13 protein-coding genes and 1 pseudogene are annotated in these 15,796 nt (G+C 67.5%); 9 read left to right on the top strand and 5 right to left on the bottom strand.

What is annotated here, in order from left to right:
- Nucleotides 1–13: 13 nt before the first annotated feature.
- The 5 genes from AC1RQK_RS28610 to AC1RQK_RS28590 all read left to right on the top strand — a co-directional run bounded on the left by AC1RQK_RS28610 (nt 14) and on the right by AC1RQK_RS28590 (nt 3,726).
- Nucleotides 14–1,021 carry a DNA polymerase III subunit delta' gene (locus AC1RQK_RS28610; RefSeq protein ID WP_492812590.1) on the top strand — a complete coding sequence of 336 codons (1,008 nt, stop codon included), beginning with the start codon at nt 14–16 and terminating at the stop codon, nt 1,019–1,021.
- A gap of 64 nt (nt 1,022–1,085) precedes the next feature.
- Nucleotides 1,086–1,523, top strand: coding sequence for a PilZ domain-containing protein (locus tag AC1RQK_RS28605; protein ID WP_236701899.1), 438 nt, complete (start codon nt 1,086–1,088; stop codon nt 1,521–1,523).
- 82 nt (nt 1,524–1,605) lie between these two features.
- A complete protein-coding gene (locus AC1RQK_RS28600) occupies nt 1,606–2,127 on the top strand; it encodes a GNAT family N-acetyltransferase (RefSeq protein WP_492812588.1) in 522 nt (173 codons plus the stop codon).
- 113 nt (nt 2,128–2,240) lie between these two features.
- Nucleotides 2,241–3,035 (top strand): TatD family hydrolase, encoded by a 795-nt coding sequence (locus tag AC1RQK_RS28595; protein WP_183036399.1) that lies wholly within the window; start codon nt 2,241–2,243, stop codon nt 3,033–3,035.
- Nucleotide 3,036: 1 nt separating this feature from the next.
- The gene (locus tag AC1RQK_RS28590) at nt 3,037–3,726 is read left to right on the top strand and encodes an ankyrin repeat domain-containing protein (RefSeq protein ID WP_492812668.1); all 690 of its coding nucleotides are present in this window, start codon (nt 3,037–3,039) and stop codon (nt 3,724–3,726) included.
- A gap of 77 nt (nt 3,727–3,803) precedes the next feature.
- Here the strand turns inward: AC1RQK_RS28590 and egtB are convergent, their stop codons facing one another.
- Together egtB and AC1RQK_RS28580 are read right to left on the bottom strand one after the other, a co-directional pair.
- Nucleotides 3,804–5,093, bottom strand: a complete 1,290-nt coding sequence (gene egtB, locus AC1RQK_RS28585; RefSeq protein ID WP_492374847.1) for an ergothioneine biosynthesis protein EgtB — start codon at nt 5,091–5,093, stop codon at nt 3,804–3,806.
- 348 nt (nt 5,094–5,441) lie between these two features.
- Nucleotides 5,442–6,044: an FMN-dependent NADH-azoreductase gene (locus AC1RQK_RS28580; RefSeq protein ID WP_416048637.1), complete on the bottom strand. Its 603-nt coding sequence runs from the start codon at nt 6,042–6,044 to the stop codon at nt 5,442–5,444.
- A gap of 149 nt (nt 6,045–6,193) precedes the next feature.
- Between AC1RQK_RS28580 and AC1RQK_RS28575 the strand changes: the two genes are divergently transcribed.
- Together AC1RQK_RS28575 and AC1RQK_RS28570 are read left to right on the top strand one after the other, a co-directional pair.
- Nucleotides 6,194–7,150, top strand: a complete 957-nt coding sequence (locus AC1RQK_RS28575; protein WP_492812585.1) for a LysR family transcriptional regulator — start codon at nt 6,194–6,196, stop codon at nt 7,148–7,150.
- A 145-nt stretch (nt 7,151–7,295) separates the two neighbouring features.
- The gene (locus tag AC1RQK_RS28570) at nt 7,296–7,709 is read left to right on the top strand and encodes a DoxX family protein (RefSeq protein ID WP_492374846.1); all 414 of its coding nucleotides are present in this window, start codon (nt 7,296–7,298) and stop codon (nt 7,707–7,709) included.
- 35 nt (nt 7,710–7,744) lie between these two features.
- Here the strand turns inward: AC1RQK_RS28570 and AC1RQK_RS28565 are convergent, their stop codons facing one another.
- Nucleotides 7,745–8,962 carry an EAL domain-containing response regulator gene (locus AC1RQK_RS28565; RefSeq protein WP_492812583.1) on the bottom strand — a complete coding sequence of 406 codons (1,218 nt, stop codon included), beginning with the start codon at nt 8,960–8,962 and terminating at the stop codon, nt 7,745–7,747.
- Between the two features lie 274 nt (nt 8,963–9,236).
- Here AC1RQK_RS28565 and AC1RQK_RS28560 point away from each other — a divergent pair, with 274 nt between their 5' ends.
- Nucleotides 9,237–12,884 (top strand): FtsK/SpoIIIE family DNA translocase, encoded by a 3,648-nt coding sequence (locus AC1RQK_RS28560; protein WP_492812581.1) that lies wholly within the window; start codon nt 9,237–9,239, stop codon nt 12,882–12,884.
- Between the two features lie 34 nt (nt 12,885–12,918).
- Complete coding sequence (locus AC1RQK_RS28555) at nt 12,919–13,293, top strand: cupin domain-containing protein (protein ID WP_492812580.1); 375 nt, start codon at nt 12,919–12,921, stop codon at nt 13,291–13,293.
- A gap of 38 nt (nt 13,294–13,331) precedes the next feature.
- Here the strand turns inward: AC1RQK_RS28555 and AC1RQK_RS28550 are convergent.
- Nucleotides 13,332–14,452, bottom strand: a pseudogene (locus AC1RQK_RS28550) (CMD domain protein).
- A 45-nt stretch (nt 14,453–14,497) separates the two neighbouring features.
- Complete coding sequence (locus tag AC1RQK_RS28545; RefSeq protein WP_492812578.1) at nt 14,498–15,796, bottom strand: acyl-CoA thioester hydrolase/BAAT C-terminal domain-containing protein; 1,299 nt, start codon at nt 15,794–15,796, stop codon at nt 14,498–14,500.

Raw genomic sequence — 15,796 nt, 5'->3', positions numbered from 1 at the left:
CTCACTGATCCGCATGCTTTATCCCTGGCAGAAAGAAGACTGGCAACGGCTGAACGCGCTGCGCGAGCGGCTCCCGCATGCCTTGCTCATTCACGGCCAGCAAGGCATCGGCAAGCGCGACCTGGCGCTGCATTTTGCCCAGGGACTGCTGTGCGAGACGCCGCGCCCCGACGGGCAGCCTTGCGGCACATGCTCGGCCTGCCACTGGTTCAGCCAGGGCAACCACCCGGACTTCAGCGTGGTGCGCCCGGAGGCCATGGAGGCGACGGACGACGCGCAGACGGATGAAAGCGGCAAGAAGAAGGTGCCCAGCAAGGTCATCCGCATGGAGCAGGTGCGAGCCCTGATCGAAACGGTCGGCATCGGCACGCACCGCGCCGGCTTGCGCCTGGTGGTGGTGTATCCGCTCGACGCCTTGCAGCATGAGGGCGCCAACGCCTTGCTCAAGACGCTGGAGGAGCCGCCGCCGTCCACCGTGTTCCTGCTGGTGACCGACCGGCTGGATCGTGTGCTGCCCACCATCCTGTCGCGCTGCCGCCAGTTTTCCGTGCAACGGCCCACGGCCGATGCGGCCATGAGCTGGCTGAGCAGCCAGGGCGTGGGAGACGCCGAGGCGCAGCTGGCGCTGGCCGGTGGCTCCCCGCTGACCGCGCTGCATGCCGCCGAGGCTGAGGAGCAGCCGATGCAGCGCTGGCTGGTGAGCCAGCTTGGCGCAGGCGCTGGCTTCGATGCGCTGGCGGCGGCCGAGCAGGTGCAGAAGCTGCCGGTGCCGTCGGTGCTTGGCATCCTGCAGCGCTGGACGTACGATCTGCTGTCGGCCCGCTTGGCCGCAACGCCAGGGCCGCGTTATTTTCCGCGCGAGCAGGCAGCCCTGGCGCGTTGCGCACAGGCAACCGATGCGCACCGGTTGCAGGCGTTCTCCACGCGGCTGGTGGGCCATCGCCGCAGCGAGAACCATCCGCTGGCGGCTCGGCTGGTGATGGAGGCCGTGTTTCTGGAATACCGGCAGTTGTTTCAGTAAGCCCAAGACGTTGAACAAATCCAATATGGCCTGAAGGCCAACAGTCAGTAACAAGGGGTCAGTCATGAATACAGAGGTGACAGGGGCACGGGGCGCCAGCGTTCCCGGAGCCGCAGGCTTGGCCGCCGCCGGCGGTATCGGGGCGCCGACGGTCCCGGGTGCCGCTTCCCGGCCCAACGTGCTTTCGCTGTCGATCAAGGACCAGGCGGGCCTCTATGCGGCCTACATGCCGTTCCTGCACCGCGGCGGCATCTTTGTCCCGAGCAACCGGCCCTTCCGGCTGGGCGAGCAGGTCTTCCTGGTGCTTTCGCTGGTGGACCGGCCGCAGAAGTACCAGATTGCCGGCCACGTGGCATGGATTACCCCGGTCGGCACGCCCAACAAGACGCCTGGCATCGGGATTCACCTGCCGGATGACGACAACGGCCGCAACCTGCGCCGCGCGGTGGAAGAGATCCTGGGCAAGACCATTGAGTCCGGTCGGCCCAGTCAGACGTTATAACTGACTTCAGATTTGTGGTTTAAGTATTTGATATGGTTGATTTTTGCCAAATTTTCTGGCCCGTCCGAGAAGAAATTCAACAATGAGTGATTCCGCCTTTACCGTGCGGCCCGCGCTGCAGCGCGACCTGGCCAGCATCGTCGCCATCTACAACAGCACCGTCGCTTCACGCATGGTCACTGCGGACACCGAGCCCGTGGCGGTGGAATCGCGCCAGGCCTGGTTCGATGAGCATCAGCCGGAGCGGCGTCCGCTGTGGGTGGCCGAGGACGGTGAAGGGCGCATGGCCGGGTGGCTCAGTTTTTCCGACTTTTATGGACGCCCGGCCTACGGCGCCACCGCCGAAGTCTCGATCTACCTGGATGCCACCCGCCGCGGGCAGGGCCTGGGGCGCTACCTGCTGCAGCAGGCTATCGCGCATGCGCCGCTGATCGGGGTCAATACGCTGCTGGGCTTCATCTTTGGCCATAACGCGCCCAGCCTGGCCCTGTTCGCCTCGCTGGGCTTCGAGCGCTGGGGCAACCTGCCGCGCGTGGCTGTGCTCGATGGGGTCGAGCGCGACCTGATCATCCTCGGCCGGCATCTGACCAAGCCGGCCGAGTAGGAGCTCGCCAGCCAAGCGCCGCCAGGCACCGGGCACGCTGGCTCGCTGGCACGACCGGATACAATGGCGGGTGGCGCCGCCCGCGGCGGCGTCTCTATCCGGAAACCGCCCCAATGTTTGTCGATTCCCACTGTCATCTAGATTTCCCCGACCTGGCCGCGCGCCTGCCCGAATTGCTGGAGAACATGCGCGCCAACCAGGTATCGCATGCCCTGTGCATTTCGGTCACGCTGGAAGATTTTCCGCGCGTGCTGGCGCTCGCCGAGCAGCATCCGCACCTGTACGCCACCGTCGGGGTGCATCCCGACTATGAGGAGGGCGAGGAGCCCACGCTGGAGCGCCTGCTGACGCTGTCGGCGCATCCGCGGGTGGTCGGTACCGGCGAGACCGGGCTCGATTACTACCGGCTGGAAGGCCGCAGCATCGCGGACATGGAATGGCAGCGGGAGCGTTTCCGCACCCATATCCGCGCCGCGCGGCAAACCGGCAAGCCCCTGATCATCCATACCCGTTCGTCCGCCGAAGACACCTTGCGCGTGATGCGCGAGGAAAGCGCGGGCGAAGCCGGCGGGGTGATGCATTGCTTCACCGAGAACTGGGAGGTCGCCCGGCAATCGCTGGACGAGGGCTTCCACATCTCGTTCTCCGGCATCGTCACCTTCAAGAATGCGGTGGAGTTGCAGGAAACGGCGCGCAAGATCCCGCTGGACCGCATGCTGATCGAGACCGATTCGCCATACCTGGCACCCGTGCCGTACCGCGGCAAGACCAACCAGCCCGCATGGGTGCGCCATGTGGGTGAGTTCATCGCCAACCTGCGTGGCATGCCGGTTGAGGCGCTCGCGGAACATACGTCGGATAATTTCTTCCGTCTTTTCAAGCATATAGATAGGAAATCTCATGCTTAACATGATTACTGTCCGACGCCTCGCCGCCGTTGCGGCCATGCTGGTGGGCGCCGTGGCCTGGGCCGCGCCTGTGGACGATATGCGCCATGCGGTGGAGTTCGATGACGTCAAGGCCGCCCAGAAGATGCTGGCGCGCGGAGTCGACCCCAACCTGGTGGATGCCAAGGGCAATCCCATGCTGGTGGTGGCATTGCGCGAGAAGTCGCTGAAGGTGGCGGAGGCGCTGATCCGCGCCAAGGACATCGATTTCGACAAGACCAATGCGGCCGGTGAGACACCGCTGATGATGGCCAGCCTGCAGAACGAACTGGACCTGGTCAAGCTGATGGTCGACCAGATGGAGGTCGAGATCAACAAGACCGGGTGGACGCCGCTGCATTACGCCGCGACCAACGGCAACAACGAGATCGTCAAGTTCCTGGTCGACCACGCCGCCTATATCGACGCGGAGAGCCCCAATGGCAGCACGCCGCTGATGATGGCGGCGCGCGGCGGGCATATCGAGACGGTCAAGTTGCTGCTGGACGAAGGTGCCGACATGCGCCTGAAGAACCAGCAGGGCATGACCGTGATCGATTTTGCCGAGCGCTATCACCAGAAGGAGATCGCGCAGGGGCTGAAGTCGCGCTGGCAGAAGCTGTATCCGCAGACGCCATTAAGCGCGCAGCCTCCGCAAAAGGGCTGGAACTGACTTAGTGAAAACGCGCCGGGCCAAAACCCGGCGCGTTTTTGCCTGGTTACTGCTCAGGCGATCGAGCGTTCAGGTGTTCAGGCGTCGTCGGCCAGGCGCACGCCGGTGAACTGCCAGCGCTGGTGCGGGTAGAAAAAGTTGCGGTAGCTGGCGCGGATATGCGACTCCGGCGTGACGCAGGAACCGCCGCGCAGCACCATCTGGCTGCACATGAATTTGCCGTTGTATTCCCCCACCGCGCCGGCGCTAGGCCGGAAGCCCGGGTAGGGCTGGAAGGGGCTGGCAGTCCATTCCCACACGTCGCCGAACATCTGCCGCAGCACGCCGGAGGTATTCTGGCGATCGGGCAGCGGCCGCAGCACGCGTCCCTCGACAAAATTCCCGGTAGCCGGCAGGTTGCGCACGGCGTGCTCCCATTCCGCCTCGGTCGGCAGGCGGCGCTCGGCCCAGCGGGCAAAGGCATCGGCCTCGTAGAAGCTGATATGCGTGACCGGGCTATCCGGATCCACCGGCTGCATGCCGCGCAGGCTCATTTGCCACCAGGTGCCTTCGCGCTCCTCCCAGTACAGCGGTGCCTCGATGCCGTGTTCGCACACCCAGCGCCATCCATCCGACAGCCACAGTCCGGCAGTCCGGTAGGCGCCATCCTCGATAAATTCAAACCACTGGTGGTTGCTGACCGGGTGCGAGCACAACTGGTAAGGCTGCAGGAGCACGTTGTGCCGCGGGCCTTCGCAATCGAAGGCAAAGCCGTCGCGGTCATGGCCGATGGCGACCACGCCACCGGCAAAGCGGATCCATTCCGCCGCCGGGCGCGGATCGGCGATCACGGGCGCCAGCAGCTCCGGCGCGAAGGCCGGCTTCAGTGGGTTTTGCGCGAACAGATGCAGGATGTCGGTCAGCAGCAGTTCCTGGTGCTGTTGCTCGTGGTTCAGGCCAAGCTCGATCAGCGCCGCCTCGGCATCGGTTTGCGCGCTGGTCAGCAGCCCGAGCATGGTTTCGTCGACCGCCTCGCGGTAAGCCAGGATCTCGTCGAGCGACGGCCGCGACAGCAGGCCGCGGCGTGGCCTCGGGTGGCGGGCGCCGACGGATTCGTAATAGGAGTTGAACAGGTAGCGATACTGCGGATCGACCGGCTCGTAGTCCGGGATACGCGCCGTCAGCACGAATTCCTCGAAGAACCAGGTGGTATGCGCCAGGTGCCATTTGGCGGGGCTGGCGTCGTCCATGGACTGTACCGTGGCGTCGGCGTCGGTCAGGTCGGCGACCATGGCTTCGGTAGCCGCGCGCACGTGGCGGTACTGGGACAGCAGGGCTGGCTCGTGCGGAGGATGCACGGCGCTGGCAGGCAGCAGGGCAGAGGACATGCGGGCTCCCGGATCGGACTATGCATCTGCCGCGGATGCCGCTTTGGGCGGCGGCTGGCCGTGGCGTGTGGATTGCGGACAGGTTCCGACCCAGGCCTGCACAACAAGGCCGCGCGGGCTTCCCCCTGGATGGACATGCACCGAAACCGCTCAGGCGTTCGGAACCATCATAGACCCGATCGCGCAATGGGCATAGCCGGCTCGCGCCTGCGAAAATCCGTGGCTGGGCGCGGCGCTGCAAGGTGCGCGGGCTGAAACGCAGGAATGCAAAACGCCCGCCGGCATGACTGCGGGCGGGCGTTTTGCGCTCGACGCTGGACTGGGCGGCGCGAGGCCGCCGTGCCGGGATCAGGCTGCCAGGGCTGCCACGGCGCCGTTGGCGGCGACCAGGCTGGCTTCGCGGGCTTCGGGGCCCATTGCCAGGCCGTGGGCGCGCACGTACGTGATGTCGGTGAGGCCCAGGAAGCGGAACACCACGTCCACGGTCTGCTCATGCAGGTCCAGGGCGTTGGCGTCCTGGCGCACGCCGCCGCGCGACGACACCACGATCACGCGCTTGCCGCCGGCCAGGCCGACCGGGCCGGTCTCGGTGTACTTGAAGGTGCGGCCAGCCTGGGCGATGCGGTCGATCCAGGACTTGAGCTGGCTGGGGATGCCGAAGTTATATTGCGGCACACCGACGACCAGCACGTCGGCTTCGAGGAATTCCTTGAGGAAGGCTTCGGTGCGTTGCAGCTCGCTTTCCTGCACGGCGTTGAGGCCGTCCTTCGGGCCGCCCAGCACGGGCAGCAGCGCGCCGGACAGGTGCGCCGGCGCGTCCTGGTCCAGGTCGCGCACGGTCAGGGTGGCTTCGGGGTGCTTGGCGCGCAGGTCGGCGACCACCTTGGCGGTCAGGCTGCGGGAAGCGGAATGGCCGCCAAGTACGCTCGAGTCGATTTGCAAGATCTTCATGTTCATCTCCACTGGGGTTCGGGTTGGATGAATGAAAGATAGCGGTCTGCTATTGATGCCGGTAGTGGGGCAAAATAGAACTTATTGTTCCAGGCGCAGAACGCAGGCGGGCTGCTACCCTGGCTCGCTCCTACCGCCAAGGATGATCCATGCAAGACCTGAATGATCTTTCCCTGTTTGCCCAGGTGGTCCAGCACGGCAGTTTTTCGGCCGCGAGCCGTGCCAGCGGCGTGCCGAAGTCCCGGCTCAGCCGGCGCATTGCCCAGCTGGAGCGCGACCTGGGGGTGCAATTGTTGCGCCGGACCACCCGGCAGGTGCGCGTGACGCCCATCGGCGAGGCCTACTACGAGCGCTGCCGCGCCATGCTGGCCGAGGCCGAAGCGGCGCGCGAAGTGATCGAGCAGGCTCGCGACCAGCCCGGCGGTACCTTGCGCGTGAGCTGCCCCGTGGCAATTGCCCAGAGCCTGCTGGCGCCCGCCATCGGGCATTTCATGCAGGCCAATCCCGGCGTGCGCATCGAACTGGAAGCCACCAATCGCCGCGTGGACGTGATTGCCGAAGGCTTCGACCTGGCGCTGCGGGTGCGCGAGGTGATGGACGACTCGTCGCTGGTGGTGCGCACCTATGGCGAGAGCCCGCTCATGCTGGTAGCCAGCCCGGCGCTGCTGGACAGCATCGGCCGCCCGCGCACGCCCGAGGCGCTGGACGGCATGCCGGGCGTCAACCAGAAGCCGCACGACGGCAAGCATGTCTGGACGCTGACCTGCAGTACCGGGCAGTCGATCCACGTGCCGTACGATCCGCGCCTTGTCACCGACGAATTCGCCCTGCTGCGCGCGGCCGCCATCGCGGGCATCGGCGTGGCGATGCTGCCGCGCATGTTCTGCCGCGATGCCATCGAGAGCGGGGAACTGGAGGTGCTGCTGCCGCAGTGGATCATGCCGGTCGGGACGTTGCACGCGGTCTTCCCCTCGCGCAAGGGCATGCCGCCGGCGCTGCGGCGCTTCCTGGATTTCCTTGCCGACATCCTGCCCGAGACGGCATGCAAGGCGGGCATGCAGCCGCCGCGCCAGCCTGGCATGCACCGGCCCGTCGGCCAGATCTGAGACGCGTCCGCGCAACTTGTGCCTTTACCTTCACCGCGCGGCGCACTAAGGTGAATATGCGTGCCGCGCGTGGAGCCAAAGGCGCTTCGGCTGCGGGCGGCTCATTCGTGCTTTCATTTTCTGATCCGGACAAGGAGTGACGACCATGAGTGGTTCTCAGCCATCGCAGGACCTGGGCAAGGCGGTACTGCGCATTGTGCTCGGCGTGCTGGTCCTGCTGCACGGGATCTCCAAGCTTATTGCCGGGCCGGGGTTCGTGACGCAGGTGGTGACGCAGGCCGGCCTGCCCGTGGTGCTGGCCTACGGTGTCTATATCGGGGAAGTGGTGGCGCCGGTGCTGCTGATCCTTGGATTGTGGGCCCGGGTCGCCGCGCTGATCGTCGTCGTGAACATGCTGGTGGCAGTGAGCCTCGTCCATATGAAGCAGCTGGGCATGCTGGCCGACACCGGTGGCTGGGCGCTGGAATTGCAGGCGATGTTCCTGGGTAGCGCCATCGCGGTCGCGCTGCTGGGCGCGGGGCGCCTGAGCGTGGGCGGCGTCAACGGCAAGTGGAACTAGCGTAGCTGCCGCTCGGGGGCGTCCTGAGGGCGTCCTCAGGGTGTCCAGCGGCCCAGCGTTTCGGCCACGAACATGTCGGGCGGCAGCGCGGGGGACCACAGGTAGCCCTGGCCAAGGTCGCAGCCCAGGGCTTGCAGCGCGTCGCGCTGCGCGGGGGTCTCGATGCCCTCGGCCACGCATTCCAGCTTGAGGTCGCGCGCGAGGTTGATGACGTTGCGGCAGATCGCCGCGCGCTGGCTGTTGCCGGGCACCGCCACCACGAACGAGCGGTCGAGCTTGATCTGGGTGAAGGGCAGGTCCGCCAGCAGCTTGAGGGTGGCAATGCCGATCCCGAAATCGTCGATGGCCACGCCGTAGCCTAGCAAGCGCAGGCGGTTCAGCGCGATCGACAGGGCACGGGTGTCGCAGACCGGGTAGCCCTCGGTCAATTCAATGTTCAGCAACTGGCGCGGCATGCCGCTGGCTTCCACCATGGCGTCGAAGGCGTCGAGCACGCCGGGCCGGCACAGCGTCTGCGCGGATGCATTGATGCTCAGCGGGATGCGCACGCCGCGCGCCAGCAACTGGCGCTGCACCGACAGGCATTGCTGTCCCGCCAGCTGGAAGATGGCATCGGCCTCGCCCAGCGCCTCGAGCCTTGGGATGAAGAGGTCGGGCCGGATCAGGCCCATGGTCGGATGGCGCCAGCGGCAAAGCGCTTCCGCGCCGGCCAGCGCGCCGGTGCTGATCCTGAACTGCGGTTGCAGCATGATGAAGATGGCGCCGGGCGTGCGCACCGCGGCCAGCAGCTCGCGGTCATCCGGCTGGCTTGGGGTCGCCGCCGGGGCTTCGGCGGTGAGGTCGCGCTCCAGCGCATCCTGCAGGATTTCTTCCAGCACCACCGCCGAGATCGGTTTGCGCACCGCGCGCACGTGGGCGAGCCCAACCGAATCGGCCAGGCTCACATGGGAATCGATGATGTCGTCCTGCAGCGCGGACACCCATACCCACAGGGGCTGGGCGCCGGCGAAGGCGTGGTCCTTGCGCCGGGTCAGCTCGTCCATCATGCCGGGCCCGTTGAGTCCTGGCATCTCGATATCGCAGAGCACGAGGTCGACCTTGCGCGCGGCAAGCAGGTCCAGTGCAATGCGGCCGTCCGCGGCGCAATGCACGTCGCTGACACCCAGCTGGGTCAGCAGCTGTTCCGCCGCCAGCAACTGGAACGGGTGGTCATCGACCACCAGGGCGGACAGTCCGGCGTAGCGCGTCTGCATGGTTGGCTCGGGATTAGGTCGATGGAAATCGGCCGGTGAGAACGGGCAGTGGATTCGAGGCAGGCTTCGTCCATAGTAGCGCACATGCCGCACGGTGGGCGCGCCTTTGCGCCGGTGGATGCCGACGTCGGCGTACAGGGTTCGCGCGGCGGGGGAGGGGGCCAGACGCCGGAAAGCAGGCGATATTCCGTTGCGAGTGCCATCTTGGGCGGAAACGCCGCGCCCAGACCCGCTACAATCGTCGCCCGAGGTATTTGATGATGGCGTTTCGATAATGGGTTTTGGCTGGTTCGGATTTTCGACCTTGTGGCTTGTGCCGCTGGTGTGGCGCCAGGTGGCGCGCCTGCTCGCCGGCGAGCGCCGGTTTTTCAGTGGGCGCGGCACGCTGCGCGTATGGCTTGGCACGTTGATCGTGCTGTGCGCAAGCGCTTCGCTCGAAGCGCTGACAGGCGCGGCGGGCGAGGGCGGCATGGCAGGCAGCACGTCGGGTGGCAGCGCCGGGCGCGCGCTGGGCACCCTGGTTTCCGGCATGCTCGGCTGGAGCGTCAGCCTGCTGCTGATGCTGGGCGTGCTGGCCCTGGCCGCGCCGATGGTGTTCGGCGAAACCTGGCGCAGCCTGTTCCTGCGCAAGCCCAGCTTGCCGGAGCCGGACGAGGCCGAACTGGCGCCCCAGCGCCCGCCCGCCCGCGCCGCGCGCGAGCCGGACAGTTGGGAGACCACTCACCTCGGCGCCACGCACACCGCGGTGCCGGGCTCGACCGACTATGTGCCGCGCCACAAGGGCATCGAAGCCGTATCGGCGCGGCGCCAGCCAGTCTGGCAGCCGCCGGCGCGCACCCGCAACTCGCCGCCGCAGCCGGGCGAGATCTGGCTGCAGCAGGCCGGGCCGCCGGGCGCCGCCAAGCCGGAGGCCCCTGCACCCGCATCGCCACCGCCTGTAGCCAAGGCGCCCGCCAGGCCGGCGCCGCTGCGCACCCCCAGCCAGCCGCAAGCCACTAGCCCGGCAACCGCGCGCGCGGCATCTGTCGCGGCGGCCGCTGCTGCTGCTAGTGCCGCGGCGGCAGTGCAGGCCCGCGCAGCCAGCCCTGCCCCGGCTGCGGCTGCACGCGCGACCGTGCCCAGCAGCCCAGTGCGCCAGCCGCAGATGAGCGCACGCTCGGCCATCACGACACTGCCGCAAGCCAATGTGCGACCCGATGCGCAACCCGCCCAGCCCGCTGCTGCAAAGAGTGGGACGACAGCTGCCGCGGTGCGGCCGGTTGTCATGCCGGTTGTCGTGCCGGTCGGGCAGGACGACGATGCGCGCAAGCACCGAAGCGAACAGGTTGCCACTGTGCCAGCGGGGCCGGCGGAGCCTGAAGCGCTGTCCGGCCAGGCGCAGGAAACGGAAGTGCTGGAGGCCGAGGCCGTCCCCGCTGTGGCGCCCGCCGAGCCGCAGCCTATGGCGGTGCTGTCCACCGAGGACATGGCCATTCCCGCCGCTGCATCCGTTGACGCCCCGCAGATTGCGCAGCCGCGTGCGGAATCCGCCGGCGAAGGCGCGACACCCTCCGTGACGCTGGATGCGCTCCGCCTGGAAGCCGAGGCGCTGATGGCGGAGCTGAGCGCACTGGCCAGCGCCTGGAAGTCGACGCGGCCTGCGGCTCCGGCGGCCGACGCGCAGCCGGAGCCGGAAGCTGCTCCTGCGGTCGCCGCTGTTGTCGCCGAGGCAGGCTCCGATGTTGTCACCGGTGCCGTAAGCGAGGTAGCAGCGCCGGTCGTGGCTGAAGCCTCGATCGAAAGCCCGGCCGAAGCAACAGCCGAAGCAGCAGCCGAAGCAGCAGCCGAAGCAGCAGCCGAAGCCAGCGACGAAGTCGTTGCCGAACCGTCCGCCATGGATACCGAAGTGGCTGTCCTGGCCGAGCCCGAGGCGGTTGCCTTGCCAGAGGTTGTCCTGGCGCCTGAGGTGGACGAACGGGCGATGCTTCAGGAGCCGGAAGGCGCCGCCGAGCCGGCTGCGCGGGCCCAGGCAGAGCCGGAAGCGGAGCCAGAAGTAGAAGCACAAGCCGCAAATATCCTGTTCGTTCAGGATGCCGAAGCTGACCTGAGGCCCGCAGGCGGCCCCGAACCTGAAGCCGAACCTGAAGACGCCAAGGAAGAGATCGCCGAAGGCGTTCTCGATGCCAACCTGCTGGTCGAGCACCGCAGCGAGGCTAGCGCTGCCAGCCGCGCGCCTGAGATAGAAGAAGCACCGGCTCCGCTGCCCGAAGCGCTGCCGGCCACGCCGCCGGCGCCCAAGCCGCGCATCGTGCTTCCGGCCGTGGTCGGCAAGGTGGTAGCGCTCGATGCGCCGGTAGCCGCCGCCGCACCCGCCGCACCCACCGTATCCGCAGCACCCGCAGCCAGCGCCGTGCCGGCGTCGCAAGTCATTGCCGTCACGCCGCCGCCGTCCCGTATTTCGGACTACCGTTTGCCGGACCTGGGCCTGCTGGAAACCGCCACGGCGGACATCCAGCAGGTGACCGAAGAGCAGTTGCAGGAAACCGGCAACCTGATCGCGCAGCGCCTGGCGGAGTTCAAGGTGCCGGTGTCGGTGGTTGGCGCCTCGGCCGGCCCGGTCATCACGCGCTTCGAGGTGGATCCCGCCATGGGCGTGCGCGGTGCGCAGGTGGTCGGCCTGATGAAGGACCTGGCGCGGGCGCTGGGCGTGACCTCGATCCGCGTGGTCGAGACCATTCCCGGCAAGACCTGCATGGGGCTGGAGCTGCCGAACGCGCGGCGCCAGATGATCCGCCTGTCCGAGATCGTGGCGGCCTCATCGTTCCTCGCGCATAACTCGCATCTGGTGCTGGCCATGGGCAAGGACATCACCGGCAACCCGGTGGTGACCGATCTCGCGCGCGCGCCGCACCTGCTGGTGGCCGGCACCACCGGCTCGGGCAAGTCCGTGGCGGTCAACGCCATGATCCTGTCCTTGCTGTACAAGGCCACGCCGGACGATGTGCGCCTGATCATGATCGACCCCAAGATGCTGGAGCTGTCGGTCTACGAAGGCATCCCGCACCTGCTGTCGCCGGTGGTGACCGACATGAAGCAGGCCGCGCACGCGCTCAACTGGTGCGTGGGCGAAATGGAAAAGCGCTACCGCCTGATGTCGGCGCTGGGCGTGCGCAACCTGGCCGGCTTCAACCAGAAGATCCGCGCCGCCGAGGCCGCGGGCGAGCACGTGCCCAATCCGTTCTCGCTGACGCCCGATGCGCCCGAGCCGCTGCGCACGCTGCCGTTCATCGTGGTGGTGATCGATGAGCTGGCCGACCTGATGATGGTGGCCGGCAAGAAGATCGAAGAACTGATCGCGCGGCTGGCGCAGAAGGCCCGCGCCGCCGGCATCCACCTGATCCTGGCCACGCAGCGCCCGTCGGTGGATGTGATCACCGGCCTGATCAAGGCCAACATCCCGACCCGGGTGGCTTTCCAGGTCTCGTCCAAGATCGACTCGCGCACCATCCTTGACCAGATGGGCGCCGAGAGCCTGCTGGGACAGGGCGACATGCTGTTCCTGCCACCGGGCACCGGCTATCCGCAACGCGTGCACGGCGCCTTTGTGGCCGATGACGAAGTGCACCGCGTGGTGGAGCACTGGAAGCAGTTCGGCGAGCCCGACTACGACGAGGCTATCCTCGCGGGCGATCCTGCCGAGGCCGCGGCGTCGGACCTGTTCGGTGAAGGTGGTGGCGATGTGGAGGCCGACCTGCTATACGATGAAGCGGCCTCCTTCGTGCTCACCAGCCGGCGGGCCTCGATTTCGGCCGTGCAACGCCAGTTGCGCATTGGCTACAACCGTGCGGCGCGCCTGATCGAGCAGATGGAAGTGGCGGGACTGGTCTCGCCGATGGGCCGCAACGGCGCGCGCGACGTGCTTGCCCCGGGCCCGGGCGATTGACGTGGGCGGCAGGCGTGCCGCCCAACCGGAGACGATGATGGATGCCAAGGGCAACCCGCCGCCCGTGCCACAGGGCAACCTGCTGGCGCAGGTGCCGGTCGACCGGACTGCCGAGCGCTTCGAAGCCCTGCTGGAGCGGCCCGGCCTGAAGATCGAGCGCATCGTCTCGAACGGCCAGGCCAGCCCAAAGGGTTTCTGGTACGACAGCGCGCAGGACGAGTGGGTGCTGCTTGTGAGCGGCAGCGCAGGCCTGCACCTGGATGGCGAGGCCGAGCCGCGCACGCTCGAGCCCGGCGACTACCTGCATCTGCCGGCGCATTGCCGGCATCGCGTGGCGTGGACGGATGCGCAACAGCCTACGGTCTGGCTGGCGGTGCATTGCAGTGCGCCAAGCCAGATTGAAGGCTAACGTCAAGCGAGCCGAAGCCGGCAGCGCTTAACACTACCTCAGCCCCCTTCAACCGGAAACACCGGCTCCCCAAGGTTCAGCATCAACCGGTTCGCCCACGCAAAGATGGCGATCGAGTGAATCAGGTCGAGGATCTCGGCATCGCTCACGCCCACCTCGCGCAGCGCGCGCAAGGTGTCGGCATTCACCGCATCCGGCTGCTCGGTCAGCGCGATCGAGAATTTCGAGATCGCCTGCTCGCGCGCGGTGGTGCCCGCCGCATGCGGGTCCTCGAACACCTGCGTGATCACATCGTTGCGCTTGGCCAGTTGCTCGAAGCGCTGGGCATGCACCGACGCGCAGTACACGCAGCCGTTGATGCGCGACACCACCGTGCTGGCCAGCTCGCGCTCGGCGCGCGCCATGCCGCCGGGGGCGTACATGATGGCGTTGAAGGCGGTGGAGCGCTGGCGCAGGATTTCGGGCTGATGCACCAGGAACAGGTAGTAGTCGGATACCTTGGCCTTGGGATGGCTTTCTTCCAGCACCGCGATCTGCTCTGGCGTGGCCTGGTCCACCTGGACCACGTCCAGCCAGGCTTTCCAGTCGAGCACCTCGTTGGTGAAGCCGTTTGCCTTGATGGGTGCGCTCATGCTGCAGCCTCCTGGGATTGCAGGGTGTTCAGGGCCTTCAGGCCGGCTACCAGGCGCACCTGGTAGGACAGGAAGGCGATCAGCTGCGCCAGCGTCACCACCTCGGGCGTGGCCAGGCCGGCGGCGGGCAGGGCCTTGAGGGCAGCTTCGTCGCCCGCTACCGGGTTCTCGATCAGCGTGCGGGTGAAGGCGAGGATGGCACGCAGGCGCGGATCGGCCAGCGAATCCGGATTGCCTTGCCCGGCCACGGTGACCAGGTCGGCATCGGCGCCGGCTTGCGCCAGGCGCGCGCTGTAATGCGCAACCAGTTCCGGCGCGGGCGTAAGGCGCGCGGCGTACAGCGCCACCAGCAGACGCTCGGATAGCGGCAGGCCGGGAAGGGCGGGATCGAACAGTGCGTCATAGCTGCCTTGCGTGGCGGCGGCGACCTTCTCACGCTGATGGCGCAATGCGTGGGTGGCCGAGCCGGCGGCGAGGCCGGCAACGTTGTCCACCACGTCGGCGGTGGCAGGATTGGCTTGGGTCATGATGGGGTTCTCGGTCTTGACTCAGTGATTTTGTTGTTCGGCAAATCAGGCTTGGCCAGCGTGGCGCGCCACGGCGCGCGCCAGGAAATCGCGCACGCCGATCCACGATTGCTCGTCCGCCACGGCATTGGCCGCCGCTGTGCCGCCCGTGGTGCTGATGCGTCTGGATACCGGATGTGCATAGACCATCTGCGTGGTCGGCACATACGGGAAGAGGATGGCGTGGCCGGCTTGCTCGAAATCAAGGTGCTTGACGTCGTGCGCATGCCCCACCTCGGCCAGCTTGTCCGCCACCATGCGCGCATACAGGCTGGAAGGCCAGGAGCCATCGTCGGTGCCCGACAGCAGCATCACCGGCCCGCGGATCGCCTCCACGCGGATGCGGGCGCGCGCCACCGCTTCGGGGTCTTGCAGCGCGGTCAGGATGGCGCGTTCATGCCGATGAGGCGCCGGGCCTTCGTCAAAGGGCGCCCAGCTTGCCGTGCGGTTGTTCTCCCACACATGCGGCAGCGGCTTGCCGTGGTGCAGCCAGGCGGGGCCTTCGCGGCCGATGGCGGGATCGGCGGCGTTCTGCGCGCTGTGCACCACCGCGCCGGGCACGTAGCCGATCACAGCCGAGACCAGCTCGGGGAAGGTTGCGCCCAGCAGCAGCACAAGCTCACCGCCGCGCGACTGGCCCGACAGCGCGATGAAGTCGCGCGCAGGCCGGACGTGCTCGCGGATCCAGTGCAGGCCGCGCTCGAAGTATTCCAGCGGCGTGTTGGAGATGTAGTCCGATAGCCCCGGCGCCTTGAAGTATGCCAATGCCAGCGCGGCATACCCGCGCGAGGCGTAGAGCGCGGCGCGCGGTTCGTTGATGCCGCCGCCAGAGCCGTTGAGCACCATCACCGCCGGATGCGGGCCGGGGCCCGCGGGCAGGTAAAGCGTGCCGACCAGCCCGTCCTCGCGCACTTCCCGGCGGGTCACGCCGGCAGCCGCCAGGCGCTGCACCAGTTCGCCGTGTGCTTGCGCGCCATCGGCCCGCACCGTGATCTCGGTCACGAGCGGCCGGGTGGCGTCAGCATGGAACTGCTCGCGGCTGTCGCTATCGACCGGGCGCTGGGACCACAGCAAGCCCATGGGGCTCACGCCCGTGTAGCTGCCCGACAGCGGCGCGTCGCGCTCCAGGTCCACGGTGCCGGCGGCGTCCGCCGCGAACGTGGCTTCGCTGGCCCAGGCAAGCTCCCGGCCGCGCAGCGTGCGCGTGGCGATGGCAATGGTTTCACCGGGACGCAGTCCCGACACGGAAATCCGCCGCGCGACGTCGATCAGGTCGTCGGCTGGGGTGATATGAAGCTGTGCCAT

It is taken from the genome of Cupriavidus sp. GW822-FHT02D05, from assembly GCF_058802485.1.
This window is presented reverse-complemented; position numbering and strand designations above follow the sequence as displayed.